We start from the raw sequence: 22,374 nt of genomic DNA on the forward strand, positions 1-22,374 counted from the left end.
TAGCGCCGTGACGTCAGCTGCCGCAGGCGGCAGCTGACAAAAACCAGCAAGATAATACCTCTTCAGTTAAGCATATTTTCAGCAAACTCCTATACTCCACAACAACAAAACAGCATATCACGCTGCTTTATATGCAAACATTGGTAAATAAATCTTACCAATGGGGCGAAAGATGATAGTCTTTTAGCGTTGAAAAACGATAACAAAGGATGATCGATCGTGAACAAAATCGCTACGTTTGCTGTTTCCCTGCTGACCGTTGCCTGTGTCTCCGCCAGCGCACTGGCCGCCGAACAGCCTCTGGAAAAGATTGCGCCCTATCCAAAAGCGGAGAAAGGCATGAAGCGTCAGGTGATCCAGCTGCCGCCGCAGAAGGACGAATCGGCCTATAAAGTTGAGCTGCTGATTGGCCAGACGCTGGAAGTCGACTGTAACCACCATCGCCTTGGCGGTCAGCTGGAGAGCAAAACCCTCGAAGGCTGGGGCTACGATTATTACGTCTTTGATAAAGTGACCTCGCCGGTTTCGACCATGATGGCCTGCCCGGACGGGAAGAAAGTGCAGAAGTTTGTTACCGCAGGCCTGGGTGATGCCGGCATGCTGCGTTACAACAGCAGGCTGCCGGTAGTGGTTTACACGCCGGATAACGTTGAAGTGAAGTACCGTATCTGGAAAGCAGACGAAACTATCGGTAATGCCGTCGAGCGCTAACCGCAGGCAATAAGAAACCGGCGGCGCTGGCCGCCGGAGTTGTCTTCTACAGCGCGATATCCGCTATCGGTTTACTCTCCGTCAGCGGTTTCAGCTCTGCCTGAGGAGCTTTATCCGCGACTGAAACCGGCTCATAGCGCAGCTGCAGAACCTCGCTGGTCCACGCCAGCGCCTGCTCAATCGCCGCGGAGTTGCCGTCAAGACGCAGGCCGTAGGAGGGAACGATCTCTTTTAGCTTCGCCTGCCAGGCGGCTGAATGCACCTTATCCTTAAAGACCGTTTCCATCAGCTGCAGCATAATCGGCGCGGCGGTCGAGGCGCCAGGTGAAGCGCCGAGCAGCGCCGCAACGGTACCGTCATCATCGCTGACCACTTCCGTTCCCAGACGCAGCACGCCCTTCTTGCCGTTACGCTTAATGATCTGCACGCGCTGGCCGGCCTGCCACAGGCGCCAGTCGCCTTTATTCGCTTCCGGATAGTATTCGCGCAGCGCCTCGTGGCGATCTTTATCTTTCTGCATCACCTGGCTAATCAGGTATTTCACCAGATCGAAATTATCCAGACCCACGTTGAGCATAGGCAGAATATTTGACGTGTTGGTCGAGGCCAGCAGATCCCACAAAGAGCCGTTTTTCAGGAAGCGGGTGGAGAAGGTGGCAAATGGCCCGAACAGCACCACTCGCTTACCGTCAATAATACGCGTATCGATATGCGGCACCGACATCGGCGGCGCCCCCACCTCGGCCTGACCGTAAACTTTTGCCAGATGGTGGTTAACGACTTCAGGGTTTTCACACACCAGGAACTGGCCGCCAACCGGGAAGCCCGCGTACTCTTTAGCCTGAGGAATGCCGGTTTCCTGCAGCAGCGTCAGCGCCGCGCCGCCGGCGCCAATAAAGATAAATTTGGCCTTGATCACCCGCTTCTGGCGACGGTTGTTGGCATCCGCCAGGGTGACCGTCCAGCTCTTGTCGGCGTTGCGCTTAAAGCGACGCACAACGGTGCCAAGCTGTAAGGAGAAATTAGCGTGGGTCTCCAGCCCGGCAATCAGCTGACGCGTAATTTCGCCGTAGTTGACGTCGGTGCCGACCTCGGTGCGGGTCGCGGCAACCTTTTGCTGCGGGTCGCGCCCTTCCATCACCAGCGGAGCCCACTCTTTAATTTGCTGATGATCTTCGGAATAGCGAATACCGCGGAACAGTTCGCTCTGCTGCAGAGCGGCGTAGCGCGCGCGCAGGAAATTAACGTTATCTTCGCCCCACACAAAGCTCATGTGCGGTACGCTGTTGATAAATGATTTCGGCTTACTCAGAATGCCGCGCGTGACCTGGTGGGCCCAAAATTGACGAGAGATATGGAAGGATTCGTTGATATCGACCGCTTTGTCGATGTTGATCCCGCTGGCGGTCTGGGGCGTATAGTTCAGCTCCATCAGCGCCGCATGCCCGGTACCCGCATTATTCCAGCCGTTCGAGCTCTCCTCCGCAACGCTGGACATCTGCTCGACCATGGTAATAGACCAATCCGGCTCCAGTTCCTGCAGCCAGGTTCCCAACGTGGCGCTCATGATGCCGCCGCCAATCAACAGTACATCCGTCTCTTGCTCATGGCGGGTGTTGGTCCGAGGTGTACTTGAACCAACCGCCGGTGAGCTGGGTACGGCCATCTTTTTCTTCATCGAATTTGAGCCTTACTTTACTCGCTTTTTTATTTAGCGCAGGTGACACGATTATCAGGAATCAAAGTAACACTGAAGATAAAAAAATTAAATATTGTTTAAAATTTAAGTTGAGTTTTGAGATCTGTTATAAAAATGTTTAATAAATGTGTACCACAAATCACATTTTGTACTGGTATAAGCGGCGAGACCGCGCTATCATCCTCCGTTTTGTGACAGACCGCACGCAAGCTCAGGCTTATCCATTCCGGCTTATATTAACAGCGAAATTCTTATGCCTCAGGCTCCAGACCACGCTACGCCCGCTTCAACAGGCGCCATTCGCCACGTACTCCGTTCGCCGTCGCTGCTCACCCGAGAGGCTCTGGCTGGCGTTATCACCGCCCTGGCCCTGATTCCAGAGGTGTTCTCCTTCTCAGTAATTGCCGGCGTTGACCCGAAGGTCAGCCTGATTGCTTCCGTTGTGCTGTGCCTCGCGATGTCGGTACTCGGCGGCAGACCCGCGATGGTTACCGCCGCCGCCGGATCGGTAGCGCTGGTGATTGGGCCGATGGTTCATCAATACGGCGTTGGCTACATCCTGCCTGCCGTCATTTTGGCCGGTATTATTCAAATTTTGTTTGGTTTGGGCGGAATGGCCCGGCTGATGCGCTTTATTCCGCAGGCGGTGATGACCGGCTTCGTCAACGCGCTGGGGATTTTGATCTTCTTCGCCCAGGTCCCCCATTTCTGGAGTAAGCAGCCGCTGATCCTCGGCCTGTTCGTGCTGACGCTGCTGATTGTTCTCTGGGCGCCGCGCTATATTAAAGCGGTCCCCGCGCCGCTGATTGCCATTGTGGTATTAACCCTGTTTACCGTCACCACCGGGCAGCTGCTGCCTACCGTGGGCGATGAAGGCTCGATGAGCGGCGGGCTTCCGGGGTTCACCGCCCTGCTGGTGCCGCTCAATCTCGCTACCCTGCAAATTATCTGGCCCTGTGCCCTGAGCATTGCCTTTGTCGGCCTGATGGAGTCGCTGCTGACCGCTAAATTAGTCGATGACCTGACCCAGACGCCGTCCAGCAAAGCGCGCGAGAGCGCCGGGCTGGGAATCGCCAATATTCTCGCCGGGTTCTACGGCGGGATCGCCGGCTGCGCGATGATTGGTCAGACCATTGTTAACGTTGAAATGGGGAAAGGCCGCAGCCGCGTCTCCACCCTCGCCGCCGGCGCGGTGCTGCTGCTGCTGGTCACCGTGCTGAGCGAAGTAATGGCAAAAATTCCGATGGCGGTACTGGCCGGAGTGATGGTCATTGTGGCGGCAAAAACCTTCAGCTGGCACAGCCTTCGCCCGGCCGAGCTAAAGCGTAATCCGTGGCCGGAAACGCTGGTTATGCTGGTAACCGTCGCCGCAACGGTGGGTACCAGCAATCTGGCGATTGGCGTGCTGGCAGGCCTGGTGGCGATGGCCCTGATCCCACGCAGGCTGCGCAGCGGAGCGCCGGCTACATCAGGAAAATCGTCGCCAGGCCGAGAAAAATAAAGAAGCCGCCGGTATCGGTGATGGCGGTGATCATCACGCTGGAGCCGACCGCCGGGTCGCGTCCCAGCTTCACCATCACCATCGGGATAATCACCCCCATCATCGCCGCCATCAGCAGGTTCAGCATCATCGCCAGCGTCATCACGGCGCCGAGCTGCGGGTCGCTATAGAGCCACCAGGTCACCGCGCCCATAATCCCGCCCCACACCAGTCCGTTAATCACCGCCACCCCCATTTCGCGCAGGATCAGGAACGAGAAGCTTCCCGGCTGAATATGCTGCAGCGCCATCGCCCGTACGATCATGGTGATGGTTTGATTTCCGGTATTACCGCCGATCCCGGCGACGATCGGCATCAGCGAAGCCAGCGCCACCAGCTGCGAAATGGTGTGCTCAAAGCCGTCGATTACCCGCGAGGCGATAAACGCGGTGCACAGATTGACCGCCAGCCAGGCCCAGCGCGTTTTCACCGCTTTGCTTACCGGGGCGAAGACGTCGTCATCGTTGCTCAGGCCCCCCATCCGGCGTAAGTCGTTATCGGTCTCTTCGTAGACCACGTCCACGATTTCGTCGATGGTCAGACGCCCCATCAGCTTGCCGTCGGCATCAATCACCGCGGCGCTGAGTAAGTCATCACGTTCGAAGGTGCGCGCGACCTTTTCCGCATCTTCATGCGGCTGAAAGGTGACCGGATCGCCTTCCATAACTTCCCCTACCCGCTTCTGCGCATCGTTGAGCAGAATGGTTTGCAGCTCCAGCTCGCCAAGCAGCAGCTTATTGCGGGTGGTAACAAACAGCTTATCGGTGTTTTCCGGCATTTTGCCTAACCGCCGCAGGTAGCGCTGCACCGCGGCGAGCGTCGCCTCCGGACGGACGGTGATAACCTCGAATTCCATGATCGCGCCGACGGTATTGTCGGCGTAGCGCATCATCTGGCGAATACGCGCGCGCTTATCCGCCGGCAGCGTCGCCAGCAGGCGTCCGGTCAGGTCGCGCGGCAGGTGTTGCAGGAGATAGACCTGCTCATCAATATCCAGATTCTGTAGCGCAAAAAGCAGCTCGTGATCGCTCATCTTGTCGATGAGGTCGCCCCAGACGCTTTCCGACGCTTCAAGCAGCACTTCGCCGCGTTTATCGTCGGCAACCAGCCGCCAGAGCGCGTTACGCGCGTCGTAAGGCAGCGCTTCCAGCGCATCCGCGAGGTCCGGCGGCGGCAGGTGGGAAACCAGCACTTCCACTTCCGCCAGATCGTCGGCAAGGGTGCCGTCGTCATAGCGTTCGGCCAGCGTTAATTTGCCCAATAATGAGGAAGTAACGGCTTTATCGGTGCTCAGCAGCCAAATGAGGCGGGCGCGCTCTTCGTCGCGCAGTCTGGCGCTTTTTTTATGCAAAACGGACATCGGTCAGGCAATCCTTGTGAGAATAGTTGGCCGACCAGCAGGCCAGGAGCCATAAGCATAGCGCGAGGAGGGGGAAATAATAACCGCCGGCAGGTTCGTCCGGCGGAAAAATCAGCAATAGCGCCCGCCTTTGGTCAGCAGACGCGGTTTTCAGGCGGTGCGGGAGACCGCATCGCGGGTCGCCAGCTCGCGCTCTTCGCCCGTTAGCTCCGCCAGCTGACCGGCGCGCATCTCCAGCAGGCGATCGGCATGCTGGAAATAGTGATCGTCGTGGCTGATGGCGAAAATAGTTTTACCCATCTGCTGCATCAGCGGCAGCAGCACCTGATAAAACTCGCGGCGGAAGTGCGGGTCCTGATCCGCCGCCCATTCATCCAGCAGGATGATATCGCGGTCTTCAGCCAGGGCCAGCAGCAGCGCCACGCGCTTTTTCTGCCCCTTCGATAGCTTCAGATCGAGGATCTTGCCGTTATCCAGCCGCAGCTTGTGCGTCATTTTCAGGTGATCCATCCACTGGTTCACCCGCGCGGGATCGGCCTCTTTCCCCTCCGGCCCCAGCAGCTGGTCAAACAGCCAGACATCGGTGAATACCGCCGAGAACAGCTTACGGTAGTCTTCCGGTTTGTCTACCGCCAGCGCCTCGCCGTCCAGCAGGATTTCGCCGGAGGCCGGCTGATACAGCCCGGTCAGCAGCATCGCCAGCGTCGACTTGCCGCTGCCGTTGCCGCCAATCAGGAACACCAGCTCGCCGCGTTTCAGGGTCATATTAATGGGCCCGACGGCGAAGCTGTTGTCCGGATAATGGAAGCTGACGTCGCGCAGCTCCAGCGTTTGCCAGTGCGGATGCGCCTGCGGCTGCGGGAATTCGGCACGATACGGCGCCAGAGAGAATTTGTGCAGCTTATTGAAAGCGACCTGGGCGCTGAGCAGCGTCGGCAGCGCGCCAACGGCCGAAAGCAGCGGCGTGCGCAGGAACAACAGGGTCAGAGAGTAGGTCGCCGCCACGGCGGTATCCGCCCAGCCCAGGCCGTTAGCCATCCAGAACACCAGGCCGATGGCGCCGAGCATCATAATGTTCGACCAGTTCACCGCGCTGAGGTGGAAGGTGTCGGCGCGGATAATATGGTGCCGGTATTCGCGCGCATCCGGCAGATAAAGATGATTAAACACGTATTCGGCGCGCTCGCGGTTGAGCGTCAGCTCTTTACGCCCTTCCAGCACCGTCTGGTAGTCATGGTACAGCTTATCTTCGGTTTCCCGCAGCGTCGCCATATGCTTATAGACGCGCGCCACCAGCACAAATCCTCCCCAGATGGTTATCGCCATCCACAGGGCGGTCACCATCATCATTTTTCCCGATAGCCACGCCAGATAGGCGGCGGACCCGAAGGTCAGGATAATGCCCTGCACCAGCTCAGGCAGGCGCACGAAGGCAATGGTAATGTTGCGTACGTCGCTGGTTAAGCCAGCAAGCAGCGAGGCGCTGCCGATCTTCTCAACTTTCTCGATTGGAGTGTCGAGGATGCGTTTAATGAACTCACCGCGCAGGCGGAAGACGAAATGGTGCCCAAGGGTCGTCAGGGCCAGCTGCGATCCCAGCGTCACCGCCATCAGCAGCAGCAGCAGGCCGAGAAATTCCGGCAGCACCGTCAGCGAGGTATCGACAACGGTCATCAGGCGCAGATTGATAAAGGCAATAAGCCCGATTCCCAGCGCCGCGCTGAGCAGGCTCAAGGCAATGACGGAAATAAACGGCCAGCGATACTGGCGCCAAACGAGAAGAAGAAGTTCCATAACACGCAATCCGGGCAAGCAAAACAGCCAGCAGTGTAAACTGCTTGCCGATGACATCAAGAATAATTCTTATTTTTATTCTTTATCGCCTGCCAGCCGAAAGGTGAGGTTGTACCGACAGGCGCCGGTGTCCGGATGGTCACCCTCTTTCAGCGGCTGAACGCCGTGATAAAACAGCCGCGACTCGCCGCCCCAGACCACCACGTCCCCGTGCTCCAGCAGCACTCTGCGCAGCGGGTCGCTACGCTGCAGGCCGCCAAACTGAAACACCGCCGGCAGCCCCAGCGATACGGAAACGATGGGCGCACGCAGATCGCGCTCATCCTTATCCTGATGCAGCGAGAGCTTCGCCCCGGGCTGATAGCGGTTTATTAAACAGGCGTCGGGCACAAAGCCTGCGTAACCGCAGGCGAGCGCAGCCTCTGCGGCCAGCCGGGAAAATATCGTCGGCATCGGCGGCCAGTCTCGTCCCGTTAGCGGATCGCCGGGAGCATACAGATAGCCGTGCATATTGGTCGTCCAGCCCAGCGGTCCGCAGTTAGTCATCGCCACCGACATGGTATAGCCGCCGGGCGTGACCATCTGACGAAACGGCGAAACGTCGGCAACGCGCAGGAGCGCCTGCAGCAGAGCCGGGGCGCGCTGGCGGGCGAAGCGCCGCAGAATGACGGCCCCGGGCGCCAGCGGCTCCTGCCACGGGGGCGTATCGGCAAAGAGATCGAGCATCACGACTCCTCGGTTTGAGCTTCCCGTGCCAGCAGCTGCGCTTTGCGGGCGGTTCCCCAGCGATAGCCGGACAGCGCCCCGCCTTCGCGGACCACCCGGTGGCACGGAATGATGATAGCCAGCCGGTTGGCGGCGCAGGCTCCCGCCACCGCCCGGACGGCGCCCGGCTGGCCGATACTTTGCGCAACCTGGCGATAGCTGCGCGTTTCGCCCGCCGGGATCTGACGCAGAGCCTGCCAGACCCTCTGCTGAAAGGCGGTGCCGCGAATATCCAGCGGCAGATCGACCGCCAGGCGGCTATCGTCAATATGGGCAAAAATCTGCGCCACCCGCCGGGAAAAATGCGCGTCGCCGGGCAGAAGCCGGGCGTTAGGAAACAGGCGGCGCAGCTCGTCCAGCGGCGCATCGCCCTCTCCGGGCAATACGGCGCACACCCCGCGCTCGCTTTCCGCCACCAGGCAGCGGCCAATCGCGCAGTCGCCGAGCGTATAGATGATATCCGTATTATCGCCGCCGCGGCGAAACTGGCTGGCGGTCATGCCAAGCACGGCGTCGGCCTGACGGTAATAGCTGCTGCCGTCGGGAAAACCCGCAGCCAGCACCGCTGAGGTAACTTTTCCCCCTTGCGCCAGCGACTCCCGTAAACGCCGCGCGCGCCACGCCTGCTGCCAGGCTTTCGGCGTCATTCCGGTAACGGATTTGAATAAACGGTGGAAATGGTACGGGCTGACCGCCAGCTCATGGGCCAGCGCTTCAAGGGTTATCGGCGTTTCCTGCTCAAGCAGGCGGCAGGCCCTGGCGACTTTCTCGGCCTTCTGCCGCTGCGGGTCGCTTTTGTCCGGCTGGCAGCGCTTGCAGGGGCGAAACCCGTCGGCGATGGCGCTTACCACATCGGGGTAAAAGCAGACGTTTTCCCGCAGCGCCCGCCGCGAGCGGCAGGAGGGGCGACAGCAAACGCCGGTGGTCAGCACGGCAAACACGAACTGACCATCGGCGCGGGCATCACGATCGCATACCGCCTGCCAGCGGCGGTCATCGGTATCAGCAATAATCGGTTTCATCATCGGCTCCTGCTTTAAGTGTATAGCCAGTCTGCTTCATCGCCCGCCGAATAAAACCCGAAATCTTGCTGTTTAATTCTTTTCGCCAACCAGGAAGGTGCGGAACTGCGGCGACATCCAGGTTTTAAACCCCTCCCCCTCTTTGACAATCATATAGACCGCCAGCCCCTGCTCTTTCACCACCTCCTGCGCCTTCTCCGTACCGAGCACCATCAGCCCGGTATCCCAACCGTCGGCTTCCAGCGCCGTCGGCGCAATCACCGTCACCGAGACCAGCTTATGGTCGATTGGCCTTCCGGTTTGCGGGTCGATCACGTGCGAGATCCGTTTGCCATCCAGCTCGTAATAGTTGCGGTAGCTGCCGGAGGTGCTGATACCGTGGCCGTTAATATCGACGATGGCCTGGACGGCATTTTCGCGATCGGTCGGCTTTTGGATCGCCACCCGCCACGGCTGCCCGTCGGCGTTCATCCCTCGGCTGACCAGCGCGCCGCCGACGGAAACCAGATAGCGAGAAATGCCCTCCTGCTCCATCAGGCGCGCCAGATGATCGGCGGCATAGCCCTCGCCCACGGTAGAAAGATCGACAAACAGATCCGCGATATCCTTCTGTAAATACTGGCGATCCGCGCGGTTAATCACCGTCAGATGCTGCAGCCCCGTCCGCGCTTTTGCCGCCGCGATCTGCTGAGGATCCGGCGTTTTTACCGGCTGCTTATCCGGGCCAAAGCCCCACAGATTGACCAAAGGTCCGACGGTAATATCCATCGCACCGTGCGTTTTAGCGCCGATCCGCAGCGCGCCGGTGACAATATCAGCCATCGCTTCGCTTACCGGCCACGGTTCAGTCCCGGGAGAGTGGTTAAAGCGCATTAGCGCCGAGTCATCTTTCCAGGTTGAGAGCAGACGGTCGTCCGCGTCCAGCTGGGCCTCTATTTTCTGACGCAGCGCCTGGGCTTTAGCTTCATCAACGTTAATGATGCTGACCCGCCAGAATGTGCCCATCGTTTTGCCATCCAGCACGGTAGCGGCGCTCTTTTGCGGTGCAGGAGAAGTAGCTGAATCACAGCCGGAAAGGAGTACGCAAGCGCCGAGCAGCGCGGCGCGGAAAAAAGTGATATCCATAAAATTGGGTTCCTCTTGCTAAGGCTGCAAGAGTACACCAGCCTGCTTAAACGAGGCATAAAAAAAGGCGCCAAAAGGCGCCTTTTTCGAGACTTCAGCGTGCTTAGAACTGGTAAACCAGGCCCAGAGCGACGATATCGTCGGTAGAGATACCGGCGTTACGAGTGAAGTTGTTTTCGTCCAGCAGGTTGATTTTGTAGTCAACATAGGTGGACATGTTTTTGTTGAAGTAGTAGGTCGCGCCCACGTCAACATATTTCAGGATATCCTGGTCGCCGTAGCCTTCCAGATCCTTACCTTTAGACTGCAGGTAAGCAACGGACGGACGCAGACCGAAATCGAACTGGTACTGTGCAGCCACTTCGAAGTTCTGTGCTTTGTTAGCAAAGCCCAGGGAGCCAGCGCGGGTTGCGTTGTAGGTCTGGGTGTACTGAGTAGCCAGGTAGATGTTGTTCGCGTCGTATTTCAGACCACCGGTGTAGGTTTCAGCATATTTGCCGTCGCCCAGCAGGCCAACTGCGTTCTGAGCGTCGGTACGTTTAGAGTGACCGTATGCGAAACCAGCGCTGATGCCGTCCCAGATATCATAAGTAACGGAGGTGCCGAAACCGTCGCCGTTCTGTTTGTTCCAGTCACGACCGTTGTTGGTCTGGCCTTCGCCGCTGACGCTACCGTTTTTACCCTGATACTGCAGAGCAAAGTTCAGGCCGTCAACCAGGCCGAAGAAGTCAGAGTTACGGTAGGTTGCAACGCCATTAGCACGGGACTGCAGGAAGTTGTCAGAACCATAGGTGTCGCCGCCGAATTCCGGCAGAACGTCGGTCCAGGAAGTTACGTCGTAAACAACGCCGTAGTTACGACCGTAGTCGAAAGAACCCGCGTCGCCGAATTTCAGACCGGCGAATGCCAGACGAGTCCATGCCTGATCGCTGGAGCTTTCAGTGTTGTTCGCCTGAACGTTGTATTCCCACTGGCCGTAACCGGTCAGCTGGTCGTTGATCTGGGTTTCGCCTTTTACGCCAAGACGAATGTAGGTCTGGTCGCCGTCAGCGCTCTTGTCGTCAGAGAAATAGTGCAGGCCGTCGACTTTACCGTACAGGTCTAATTTGTTGCCATCTTTGTTATAAATTTCAGCCGCATTTGCTGCGCCTGCTACCAGCAGAGCCGGTACCAGGAGGGACAGTACTTTAACTTTCATGTTATTAACCCTCTGTTTGTTATATGCCTTTTATTATGCCACTGCTTACTGATTACCCTTCTAATCAGTCGGCTATATTCATTGTGCTGTAAAATGCAGAATAATCCAACAAGAATATGATACGAAAACTTCTAAGGTGTTTCAAAATGCGCACAAGATGTTTCAATTTGTAAACGCAAGGGAACTTTTCACAACGATGAAAAACTTAAAAATAAGCACCAATAATCAAGAAAATAATTTTTTTCAATTAGCATCAAGCAGTTACATGATGGTCCAGGTATAGCACTGAATGACAAAACAAAATGGTCACCTGCGACTAGAATAACTCTCGCTATCATCATTAACTTTATTTATTACCGTCATTCAGTTCTGAATGTCTGTTTACCCCTATTTCGACCGGATGTTTCGCATCCGGTTTTTTTTACCCTTCTTTACATAACTTTAATTATACCTGTGCTAGCCGCGATAAAAATAATGGTTATTAATCAAACACTCGGCGTATGAGAAAGCGCTTATCCGGGTAATTTCTTGTTATTTCGTGCTATTTCCTGCAGACGATCGATAAATAACTGTACAGAATCAATCTTGCTGTACATTTTTATTGTTACCGCTCCTTTGAGATAAATCCCAAAGCTAAAAAGCGCCGAAGGCCATTCTGTAGTATGGATTTGATAAATTAGCCTTTATACTGCTTAGCGAATTCACTCTGCTACCAGTTACCTTGGTGCAACATCCTGCTTACAAACATTGATGAGTCGCACTGCTACACGATGACCCAGAAAAAATTCACCCTGATGCCTGGCAGCATCACCCGTTTCTTCATTTTGATGGTCATCGTCCTGCTGGCGACGATGAGCGTGACGCTGCAAAGCGCGGTCAACGCCTGGTTAAAAGAGAAAAGCTATCAGATTGTCGACGTGAGCCATGCGCTGCATAAGCGCATCGATGCCTGGCGCTATGCCACCTGGCAAATTTACGACAATATTGCCGCCACCTCGTCCAGCGCCGCCGGTGAAGGTTTACAGGAAACGCGGTTAAAGCAGGATGTCTATTATCTGGAAAAGCCGCGGCGTAAGACCGAGGCGCTGATTTTCGGCTCTCATGACAGCTCAACCCTGGAAATGACGCAAAAGATTTCCAACTACCTCGATATTCTGTGGGGCGCCGAGACCATTCCCTGGTCGATGTACTACCTCAACGGGCTGGATAACAGCCTGATTCTGATCTCTACGCTGCCGCTCAAAGATCTCTCTTCCAGCTTTAAAGAGTCGACGATTAGCAACGTAGTGGAGTCCCGCCGCGCGGAAATGCTGCTGCAGGCAAATACCCTCGACGAACGAGAAACCTTCTCGTCGCTGCGCCAGCTTTCATGGCAAAACGGCCACTATTTCACCCTGCGGACCACCTTCAACCAGCCGGGTCATCTGGCCACGGTGGTCGCTTTCGATCTGCCGATTAACGATCTGATCCCGCCCGGCATGACTCTGGATAGTTTCCGCCTTGAGCCTGATCCTTCACAGAGTGCGGCCAGTAATTCCGATAAAGAAGAGTCTGATAACGTCAGCGTCAACTTCAACGGCACGCGGATCGAAATCACAACCACCATTAATACCACCGGGATGCGCTTGATCTGGGTGGTGCCATTCAGCACCCTGATTATCGAGTCTCTGCAGAACGTTCTGCTGCCGCTGCTGCTGATTATCGGCCTGCTGGCATTGACCCTGTTTGGCTTCACTACCTTTCGCCACTACAGCGGCCGCAGCCGTCAGACCGGGACGGGGGTCTCCTCTGCCGCCAGCGGCGAGCATCGTACGCTGCGAGCAATAAATGAAGAGATCGTCTCGCTGCTGCCGCTGGGGCTGCTGGTTCACGATCTGGAAGCTAACCGCACGATTATCAGCAACCCCATCGCCGATCATCTGCTGCCGCATCTGAACCTGCAAAATATTACCAATATGGCGGATCAGCATCAGGGCGTGATTCAGGCCACGGTGAATAACGAGCTGTATGAGATTCGCCAGTACCGCAGCCAGGTCGCGCCGCGAACGCAAATCTTCATCATCCGCGATCAGGATCGGGAAGTTCTGGTAAGTAAAAAGCTCAAGCAGGCCCAGCGCCTGTATGAGAAGAACCAGCAGGGCCGCACCGCCTTCATGCAGCACATTGGCGCCGCGCTGAAGCAGCCCGCCCGCAGCCTGGCGGAAGAAGCGGCCGCGCTCGGCATTGCCGAAAGCGGCAGGCTGGCACAGCATGCCGATGAGCTGGTGCAGCTGGTTGACGAGATTCAGCTGGCAAACCTGCTGGAAAGCGATAGCTGGAAGAGCACGCAGGATCTGTTCTCGATTCAGGAACTGATCGATGAAGTGGTGCCTGAAGTTCTGCCGGTCATTAAGCGCAAGGGCCTGCAGCTGCTGATTAACAACGCGCTACCGGCAAATGAGCAGCGCTATGGCGACCGCGACGCGCTGCGCCGTACGCTGCTGCTGCTCATTCAATACTCGGTCACCACGACGCAAATCGGTAAAATCACCCTCGAGGTGAGCAAGGACGAATCCGCGGACGATCGCCTGACCTTCCGCATTCTCGATACCGGCAACGGCGTTTCGGCAAACGAAATCGATAATATGCACTTCCCGTTCCTTAACGCTACCCAGGCCGATCTGTATGGCAAGGCCAATGCGCTCACCTTCTGGCTCTGCGACCGCCTGACGCGCAAGCTCGGCGGCCAGATGAATATCAAAGCGCGCGAATCCCTGGGCACCCGCTACTCCCTGCATCTTAAAATGCCGGCCAGTGAAGAAGCCGGCGGCTCCGGCGAACATCTGCTGGATGACGTGGTGGTATTACTTGATATTACGGCTAACGAGGTCCGAAGGATCGTCACCCGCCAGCTTGAAAGCTGGGGAGCGAGCTGCATCACGCCGGATGACAGGCTGACAAGTCAAGAATACGATCTCTTTTTAACGGATAATCCGTCTAATCTTACTGCTTCGGGCTTGCTTTTAAGCGATGATGAGGTCGGGATACGAAAAATAGGTCCAGGCCAACTGTGCGTCAATTTTAATATCAGCGCGGCCATGCAGGAAGCGATTCTGCAACTGATTGAACAGCAGCTGGCGGAAGAGAACGTTCAACCTTCTCCTCCGGGAAGCGGGAGCAACGCTGAACTGCACGCCAGCGGCTATTATGCGCTGTTTGCCGATACGGTTCCGGATGATGTTAAGAGACTGTATACTGAGCTGGCAACAAGCGATTTAGCTGCGCTGGCACAGACTGCGCACCGCCTCAAAGGGGCGTTTGCTATGCTTAACCTGATCCCCGGCAAACAGTTATGTGAAACGCTTGAGCATCTGATTCGCGAAAAAGATGCGCAAAGCATAGAAAAATACATCAGCGACATTGACGTTTACGTCAAGAGCTTGCTGTAGCAAGGTAGCCTAATACATGAATACTATGAACGTAATTATTGCCGATGACCATCCGATCGTACTGTTCGGTATTCGTAAGTCACTCGAGCAAATTGAGTGGGTAAACGTTGTCGGCGAGTTTGAAGACTCCACTGCACTTATCAACAATCTGCCTAAATTAGACGCACATGTTCTGATTACCGATCTGTCCATGCCCGGCGACAAATACGGCGACGGGATCACGCTGATCAAGTACATCAAGCGCCATTTCCCGGATCTGTCGATCATTGTTCTTACCATGAACAACAACCCGGCGATCCTCAGCGCGGTGCTGGATCTGGATATCGAAGGGATCGTGCTAAAACAGGGCGCGCCGACCGACCTGCCGAAGGCCCTGGCGGCGCTGCAGAAAGGCAAAAAATTCACTCCGGAAAGCGTTTCACGCCTGCTGGAAAAAATCAGCGCCAGCGGTTATGGCGATAAGCGCCTGTCGCCGAAAGAGAGCGAAGTGCTCCGCCTGTTTGCCGAAGGTTTCCTGGTGACCGAGATTGCCAGAAAGCTCAATCGCAGCATTAAAACCATCAGTAGCCAGAAAAAATCGGCCATGATGAAGCTCGGCGTAGAAAACGACATTGCCCTGCTGAACTACCTCTCTTCCGTTTCGCTGAGCGCAACCGACAAAGATTAACGCCCACCTTCCCGGATAGCGGCGCGGCAGTTATGCGCCATATCCGGGGCAACGACCCGCTCTGGCCGGGCCGGGCCGGGCCTGCGGAAAATCCCCCGACCTATTCCCTGCTCTTACGCACCCGTGCGGCGTACAGCGTCAAGGTTTGCTTGATAATATCCAGCGTCACCGGTTTAGAAAGACAGCTGTCCATACCCGATTCGAGGCAGCGCTGCTTCTCTTCCGCCAGCGCGTTGGCGGTAACCCCGATAACCGGTAGCGTCATTCCCAGCTCGCGAATACGCTGCGTCAGGCGATAGCCATCCATATTCGGCATGTTGACATCGCTCAGTACGATATCAATATGCTGCTTGCTGAGAACGCCCAGCGCATCAACCCCATCGTTCGCCGTCACGCACTGATAGCCCAACGATCCGAGCTGGTCGGCCAGCAGCCGGCGGTTGATCGGATGATCGTCCACCACCAGAATCATCATGTCATCGTTGTTGGCCGTCTGCGTTTCCGGCGCGGATAGCGCCGGGCCGTGCTCGGCGCTCGCCACGTCAATTCGCAGGATCCGTCCCAGCAGCGGCAGCAGCTCATGCGGCGTCGTTACGCTATGCAGCCACTCTCCCGGCGCGCGCTCCAGCGGAATGCCGATATGCCGACGGCAGAAAATAACGGCCGCGGCCCCTGACCAGCCGGTACAGGACTCATCATCGGTGAGCAAAATATCCTCCGCTCCCGGCGCCTCGCCGGCATAGCTTTTCACCTTAACCCCGTGGTGATTGAGCAGCGAGGTGATAAACATCGTCAGGGCGGTGTTGTGAATGGCGAGCCAGCAGCATTTTTCCGCCAGGCCATCGGCAATCAACGGCGGACCGTTTTGCACGCCATACAGCGGAATACGGATGGTAAAGCGGCTGCCCATCCCGGGCTCGGTTTCCACGGCGATATCGCCATCCATCATGCTGATGAGCTTCTCGCAAATCGCCAGTCCGAGGCCCGTTCCCTGGAAATTGCGCTGAACGCCGGTACCGACCTGGAAGAACGGGTCGAACAGGCGCACCACCTCTTTGGCCGGGATCCCTTCCCCGGTATCGCGCACGCTGATTTGCAGATAATCGCCGGCGCACTGAACGTGCAGGACGATACAGCCGGTATCGGTAAATTTGATGGCGTTGCTCAGCAGGTTCGAAATAACCTGCTGCAGGCGCATCGGATCGCCGGACATCAGCTGCGGAACGTCGGGCTCAATAAAGCAGTACAGCCCGAGCTGCTTGCGCACCACCAGCGGCAGATAGTTCGCCGAGATATGGTTCATCACCTCCCGCGGCGAAAACTCGCTCGGTTCGATTTTCAGCTGTTCGGACTCAATTTTCGAGAAATCCAGAATATCGCTGATAATCTTCAGCAGCAGGCTGGACGAGTTGTTCATCGCCGTTACCAGACGATCGACGCCTTTCGGCAGCTCTTTGGTCTGCAGCAGGTCGAGGTTGCCGATAATTCCGTACAGCGGCGTCCGCAGCTCGTGGCTCACCGTCGCAAGGAACATCGATTTCGACTGGCTGGCCTGCTCTGCGGCCTGAGCCATCTCCTGCAGCGACTCTTCCATTTTGACGCGAGCGCTGACGTCCACCAGAACGCAGATAGCCACGTTTTCGTTGCGGTAGCGCGAGTGAACGAAGCTGATTTGCAGGTTGGTATTATTGCTGGTCAGCACATCCACAAAATTGACCTGCTGGCCGCAGATAATTTGCGTCAGCCTCTGCCGATCCTCATGGGTCAGCATATTGAGGTAGTTATGCGCCAGTTCGTTACTCAGAATATTGGTGCCGTCGAGGGTGCGCAGAATACAGATCCCCACCGGCGCCGAGGCGACAATCTTACGGTTAAACTGCTCGTGCTCCTCGAGGCGCTGGGCGTCATTTTCCGCCGGGATGAAGATCCGCCGCTCGTACATTCGCGCGAGGGCGAAAAGCATCACCCCGGTCAGGATATTGAGCACTATCGCATTGAGGATCAGCATCCGGATGCGCTCGAGGACCTGGTCTACCGATACCGAATACACGATGCTCAGGGAGGATGGCGGCAGGCTCTTCTTCATGACCAGCTCGCGGAAGCCGGAGGTGTAGCCGAACCAGATTCGTTCCTGCATCCAGCGGGCTTCACCCTTGATTTTAGCGTCCGGTCCGGCGAGGGAGATGAGCGGCTGGCCGTTGTCGTCAAGAATCGTGACGCCCATCGGCAGGCTTCCCGGCGTGAAGAAGCTCTCCATGCGAATAGTTTGCTCGACGCCGAGCATCGCCTGCAGGCGATTAGCTATATACACCGGCGTCAGCGCGTAGAAATAGCCGACGCCAGGACGCACGCCCTGGCTAATCCAGAACAGATTGCTGCCGCGTTCGCTTTGCGGGGCGTCGCGATACTGCTCGATACGCTGATGCAGTACCTTCAGCGCCTGGTCCCGTTCCAGCGGCATCTCGCGCAGGCCGAAGTTCGCCATGCACAGGTTATCGCTGCCAATTAAAAAGATACGGTTGAGATCGTAAGCCGCGGAGAAATTATCGCGCCAGTAGCGCATAAACCACGCCAGCGACTGCAGCGAATTGCGCCAGGTGCCGCTCATTGCCCCGCAATCTGAATCTGGGTAGAGCGGTTCGAAGTCCGGAACCGCTATCTCACCATTTTGCACCGGCGACGCGTCGCCTTCACGGCCGCCGCCCGGCCGATTGCCGGCAACATACTTCAGCTCTTTAATGACGTCCGCCGTGCGCTGGATATAGCGCTGCGCCTGATCGGCGTTGAGGTTGAACTCCTGGCGGATCTCAGATTCTCTGTCATGCAGCGCATTAACAATATAAAACACCGAGGCGAAAGCAATCAGCATCCACAGCAGGACCGCCAGCGCCCGGAACAGGTAGCGTGAAACTTTTAGCGTGGTATGAAAAGAAGCAAGATATTTCAATGTGGCGATGCTCGGCCGTCAGGGACTCAACAGAATGGGGTTAAGGTAGCGGTAAACACGTTTTGTCGCAACGTTATACTCTCTGGATTAAAGGCCAGCGCCGGGCAAATAAAAAGGGCCGGGATATCCCCGGCCCTTTTCGCAACATTAGCGCAGATTATTCATCATCTTCGGCAATGTCATCATCAGCGTCAGCGTCGGTTTCCGGCGCGATATCGTCATCGCCTTCCGCCACGCTGCCGTCGATGGCATCCAGCTCTTCGTCATCAACAGGTTCAGCAACGCGCTGCAGGCCGACAACGTTTTCATCTTCCGCAGTACGGATCAGAATGACGCCCTGAGTGTTACGACCCACGATGCTCACTTCCGATACGCGAGTACGCACCAGGGTGCCCGCATCGGTGATCATCATGATCTGATCGCAATCGTCCACCTGTACCGCGCCCACCACGGAGCCGTTACGCTCGGTCACTTTGATCGAGATAACGCCCTGGGTTGCGCGGGACTTGGTCGGATACTCTTCCGCCGCCGTACGCTTGCCGTAGCCGTTCTGCGTGACGGTCAGGATCGCACCTTCGCCGCGCGGAATGATCAGGGAGACAACTTTATCTTCACCCGCCAGCTTGATACCGCGCACGCCGGTGGCGGTACGGCCCATAGCGCGGACCGCGCTCTCTTTAAAGCGCACCACTTTACCGGCCGCAGAGAACAGCATCGCTTCGTCTTCGCCGTTCGTCAGGTCAACGCCGATCAGCTCATCGCCTTCGTTCAGATTCACGGCAATGATGCCGGCTGAACGCGGACGGCTAAACTCGGTCAGCGCCGTTTTCTTGACGGTACCGCTCGCGGTCGCCATAAAGACGTTCACGCCCTCTTCGTACTCGCGTACCGGCAGAATGGCGGTGATACGTTCATTGGCTTCCAGCGGCAGCAGGTTGACGATTGGACGTCCACGCGCGCCACGGCTGGCTTCCGGCAGCTGATAAACCTTCATCCAGTAGAGACGGCCGCGGCTGGAGAACAGCAGGATCGTATCGTGGGTGTTGGCCACCAGCAGGCGGTCGATAAAGTCCTCTTCTTTAATACGTGCGGCCGATTTGCCTTTCCCACCGCGACGCTGCGCCTCGTAGTCGGTCAGCGGCTGATACTTCACATAGCCCTGGTGAGACAGGGTGACCACCACATCTTCCTGGTTGATCAGATCTTCAATGTTGATATCAGCGGTGTTGGCGGTGATTTCGGTGCGACGCGGGTCGCCGAACTGTTCGCGCATCGCTTCCAGTTCTTCACGAATCACTTCCATCAGACGGTCGGCGCTGCCGAGGATATGCAGCAGTTCGGCAATCTGTTCGAGCAGCTCTTTGTATTCGTCGAGCAGTTTTTCATGCTCAAGGCCGGTCAGCTTCTGCAGACGCAGATCCAGAATCGCCTGGGCCTGCTGTTCGGTCAGATAGTATTGACCGTCACGCACGCCGAACTCTGGCTCCAGCCACTCCGGACGCGCGGCATCATCACCGGCACGTTCCAGCATCGCCGACACGTTGCCCAGATCCCAGGACCTGGCAACCAGCCCGGCCTTCGCTTCCGCAGGCGTCGGCGCGCGGCGGATAAGCTCGATGATCGGGTCGATGTTTGCCAGCGCAATCGCCAGCGCTTCAAGGATGTGCGCACGATCGCGGGCTTTACGCAGCTCGAAAATAGTACGACGGGTTACCACTTCACGGCGGTGGCGCACGAACGCGGAAAGAATGTCCTTCAGGTTCATGATCTTCGGCTGACCGTGGTGCAGCGCAACCATGTTGATGCCGAAAGAGGTCTGCAGCTGAGTCAGCGAGTAGAGGTTGTTAAGAACCACTTCACCCACCGCATCACGCTTGATCTCAACCACGATGCGCATGCCGTCTTTATCAGACTCATCGCGCAGCGCGCTGATCCCTTCCAGACGCTTCTCTTTCACCAGCTCGGCCATTTTCTCGATCAGGCGAGCCTTGTTCACCTGATAAGGAATTTCATGCACGATGATGGTTTCACGGCCGGTTTTCGCGTCGGTTTCTACCTCAGCGCGGGCGCGAATATAAATTTTGCCACGGCCGGTACGGTAGGCTTCCTCAATACCGCGACGGCCATTAATGATGGCGGCGGTCGGGAAGTCCGGGCCTGGGATGTGTTCCATCAGGCCTTCGACGGAGATCTCCTCATCGTCGATATAGGCCAGGCAGCCGTTAATCACTTCCGTCAGGTTGTGTGGCGGAATGTTGGTCGCCATCCCGACGGCAATACCGGACGAACCGTTTACCAGCAGGTTGGGGATTTTTGTTGGCATGACGTCAGGGATTCGCTCCGTGCCGTCATAGTTATCAACGAAATCAACCGTCTCTTTTTCGAGGTCGGCCATCAGCTCGTGGGCGATTTTCGACATACGGATTTCCGTATAACGCATCGCTGCGGCGGAGTCGCCATCGACAGAACCGAAGTTACCCTGGCCATCGACCAGCATATAACGCAAGGAGAATGGCTGCGCCATACGTACAATGGTGTCATAAACCGCGGTATCACCGTGAGGGTGATATTTACCGATTACGTCACCAACGACACGGGCGGATTTTTTATAGGCTTTGTTCCAGTCATTGCCCAATACGTTCATGGCGTAAAGTACGCGACGGTGTACCGGTTTCAGTCCATCTCGGACATCCGGCAGCGCACGGCCAACAATGACCGACATCGCATAATCCAGATACGAGCTCTTCAGCTCTTCCTCAATGTTGACCGGTGTAATTTCTCTCGCAAGGTCGCTCATCTAACCGCTATCCCTCTACTGTATCCCGGATTCAAAGGTCGCAAATTATAACACAGCCGAGGTGATACCGGTAAACCTATACCCAATGAATTTCGTGCCGCATCAAGGCGGCAAACGCAGGAGTCCCGATGAGCTCACTGTAGTGAGTGATTCGGGTGAGTGCGTGAGGCCAACGAAGAGGCGGTGCGAAAGGCGACGGGTATAGACGGTTTATTCATGGCGGTCTGCTGATATACTCGCGGGTCTGAACTGAAAAGGAGTAAAAGCGCCCATGAATGCCGAAAAACCGTCGGTGGCCCACAACGTTGATCATAATGAAATCGCTAAATTTGAAGCCGTCGCCTCGCGCTGGTGGGATTTAGAGGGCGAGTTCAAACCATTACATCGCATCAACCCGCTGCGTCTGGGCTATATTGCGCAGCGCTCCGGCGGCCTGTTTGGCAAAAAAGTGCTCGACGTCGGCTGCGGCGGCGGCATCCTTGCGGAAAGCATGGCGCGGGAAGGCGCGACGGTCACCGGGCTGGATATGGGCTTTGAACCGCTGCAGGTGGCGAAGCTGCACGCGCTGGAGAGCGGTATTCAGGTTGAGTACGTCCAGGAGACCGTCGAAGAGCACGCGCTCAAGCATGCGCAGCAGTACGACGTCGTGACCTGTATGGAGATGCTGGAGCACGTTCCCGACCCGCAGTCCGTCGTCCACGCCTGCGCACGGCTGGTTAAGCCCGGAGGCCAGGTCTTCTTCTCAACCATCAACCGCAACGGCAAAGCGTGGCTGATGGCGGTAGTCGGCGCCGAATACGTGCTGAAAATGGTGCCTAAGGGTACCCATGACGTGAAGAAGTTCATCAAGCCGGCCGAGCTGATTGGCTGGGTAGATCAGACAAATCTGAAAGAACAGCATATTACCGGCCTGCATTTCAATCCGCTAACCAATACCTTCAAGCTGGCGCCGGGCGTAGATGTTAACTACATGTTGCATACAACGGCGAAAAACGCATAACGTCAGCTGTTTTTCATATGATGATTGCGCGGCGTCAAGCCGCGTAATTTTCCCTGGCGCCGAAGAAATCAGCACTCGATCAAATTTTCATTTTTATTTTTGAGTTTATTGACATCTTCTCCAGGCCTTATGCGACGTGGTCCCGGCTATTATTACGCTTCCGCAACCTCAATTTAACGTCAAAATCAACTCTTGTACTCAAAAGAATCCTTACTAGAATACTCACCATATAGCGTTCTTTTTATCGACAACCCCCAACATATAGTATTTATCCACAGAGTTAGTCACAACGGCCATCTGTGGATAAGCGGGGGATATTTT

14 protein-coding genes are annotated in these 22,374 nt (G+C 56.5%); 5 read left to right on the top strand and 9 right to left on the bottom strand.

Annotated elements, in window-relative coordinates; all coding sequences use genetic code 11:
- The first annotated feature begins 219 nt into the window (after nucleotides 1-219).
- Nucleotides 220-711: a serine protease inhibitor ecotin gene (gene eco / locus NWP14_RS13910; RefSeq protein ID WP_095100655.1), complete on the top strand. Its 492-nt coding sequence runs from the start codon at nucleotides 220-222 to the stop codon at nucleotides 709-711.
- A gap of 46 nt (nucleotides 712-757) precedes the next feature.
- Here the strand turns inward: eco and mqo are convergent, their stop codons facing one another.
- Nucleotides 758-2,389, bottom strand: coding sequence for a malate dehydrogenase (quinone) (gene mqo, locus NWP14_RS13915; protein ID WP_375215520.1), 1,632 nt, complete (start codon nucleotides 2,387-2,389; stop codon nucleotides 758-760).
- Between the two features lie 274 nt (nucleotides 2,390-2,663).
- Here mqo and NWP14_RS13920 point away from each other — a divergent pair, with 274 nt between their 5' ends.
- On the top strand, nucleotides 2,664-3,911 hold the full coding sequence (locus NWP14_RS13920) for a SulP family inorganic anion transporter (protein ID WP_375215521.1): 1,248 nt from the start codon (nucleotides 2,664-2,666) through the stop codon (nucleotides 3,909-3,911).
- Here the strand turns inward: NWP14_RS13920 and mgtE are convergent.
- The 6 genes from mgtE to NWP14_RS13950 all read right to left on the bottom strand — a co-directional run bounded on the left by mgtE (nucleotide 3,874) and on the right by NWP14_RS13950 (nucleotide 11,214).
- Nucleotides 3,874-5,310: a magnesium transporter gene (gene mgtE / locus NWP14_RS13925; RefSeq protein ID WP_095100649.1), complete on the bottom strand. Its 1,437-nt coding sequence runs from the start codon at nucleotides 5,308-5,310 to the stop codon at nucleotides 3,874-3,876. The two genes, NWP14_RS13920 and mgtE, sit on opposite strands and share 38 nt — an antisense overlap.
- Before the next feature lie 150 nt (nucleotides 5,311-5,460).
- Nucleotides 5,461-7,104 carry a multidrug ABC transporter permease/ATP-binding protein gene (locus NWP14_RS13930; protein WP_375215522.1) on the bottom strand — a complete coding sequence of 548 codons (1,644 nt, stop codon included), beginning with the start codon at nucleotides 7,102-7,104 and terminating at the stop codon, nucleotides 5,461-5,463.
- Between the two features lie 75 nt (nucleotides 7,105-7,179).
- Nucleotides 7,180-7,830, bottom strand: a complete 651-nt coding sequence (alkB, locus tag NWP14_RS13935) for a DNA oxidative demethylase AlkB (protein WP_375215523.1) — start codon at nucleotides 7,828-7,830, stop codon at nucleotides 7,180-7,182.
- Nucleotides 7,830-8,891, bottom strand: coding sequence for a bifunctional DNA-binding transcriptional regulator/O6-methylguanine-DNA methyltransferase Ada (gene ada / locus NWP14_RS13940; protein ID WP_375215524.1), 1,062 nt, complete (start codon nucleotides 8,889-8,891; stop codon nucleotides 7,830-7,832). The genes alkB and ada overlap by 1 nt, the downstream gene beginning before the upstream one ends.
- A gap of 72 nt (nucleotides 8,892-8,963) precedes the next feature.
- A complete protein-coding gene (apbE, locus tag NWP14_RS13945; protein WP_095100641.1) occupies nucleotides 8,964-10,016 on the bottom strand; it encodes an FAD:protein FMN transferase ApbE in 1,053 nt (350 codons plus the stop codon).
- Nucleotides 10,017-10,119: 103 nt separating this feature from the next.
- Nucleotides 10,120-11,214 (bottom strand): porin OmpC, encoded by a 1,095-nt coding sequence (locus tag NWP14_RS13950; protein ID WP_095100639.1) that lies wholly within the window; start codon nucleotides 11,212-11,214, stop codon nucleotides 10,120-10,122.
- Between the two features lie 770 nt (nucleotides 11,215-11,984).
- Between NWP14_RS13950 and rcsD the strand changes: the two genes are divergently transcribed.
- A complete protein-coding gene (rcsD, locus tag NWP14_RS13955; protein WP_331834730.1) occupies nucleotides 11,985-14,642 on the top strand; it encodes a phosphotransferase RcsD in 2,658 nt (885 codons plus the stop codon).
- Nucleotides 14,643-14,658: 16 nt separating this feature from the next.
- Nucleotides 14,659-15,309, top strand: coding sequence for a response regulator transcription factor RcsB (rcsB, locus tag NWP14_RS13960; RefSeq protein WP_095100635.1), 651 nt, complete (start codon nucleotides 14,659-14,661; stop codon nucleotides 15,307-15,309).
- A 100-nt stretch (nucleotides 15,310-15,409) separates the two neighbouring features.
- On the opposite strand, the gene rcsC is transcribed toward rcsB, so the two are convergent.
- Together rcsC and gyrA are read right to left on the bottom strand one after the other, a co-directional pair.
- Nucleotides 15,410-18,256, bottom strand: coding sequence for a two-component system sensor histidine kinase RcsC (gene rcsC, locus NWP14_RS13965; RefSeq protein WP_375215525.1), 2,847 nt, complete (start codon nucleotides 18,254-18,256; stop codon nucleotides 15,410-15,412).
- Nucleotides 18,257-18,413: 157 nt separating this feature from the next.
- Nucleotides 18,414-21,053, bottom strand: coding sequence for a DNA topoisomerase (ATP-hydrolyzing) subunit A (gene gyrA / locus NWP14_RS13970; RefSeq protein WP_346430990.1), 2,640 nt, complete (start codon nucleotides 21,051-21,053; stop codon nucleotides 18,414-18,416).
- 271 nt (nucleotides 21,054-21,324) lie between these two features.
- Here gyrA and ubiG point away from each other — a divergent pair, with 271 nt between their 5' ends.
- Nucleotides 21,325-22,053: a bifunctional 2-polyprenyl-6-hydroxyphenol methylase/3-demethylubiquinol 3-O-methyltransferase UbiG gene (ubiG, locus tag NWP14_RS13975; RefSeq protein ID WP_095100629.1), complete on the top strand. Its 729-nt coding sequence runs from the start codon at nucleotides 21,325-21,327 to the stop codon at nucleotides 22,051-22,053.
- Nucleotides 22,054-22,374: the final 321 nt, after the last annotated feature.

The organism is Klebsiella sp. C349492 (genome assembly GCF_042055345.1).
Classification (GTDB): domain Bacteria; phylum Pseudomonadota; class Gammaproteobacteria; order Enterobacterales; family Enterobacteriaceae; genus Klebsiella; species Klebsiella scottii.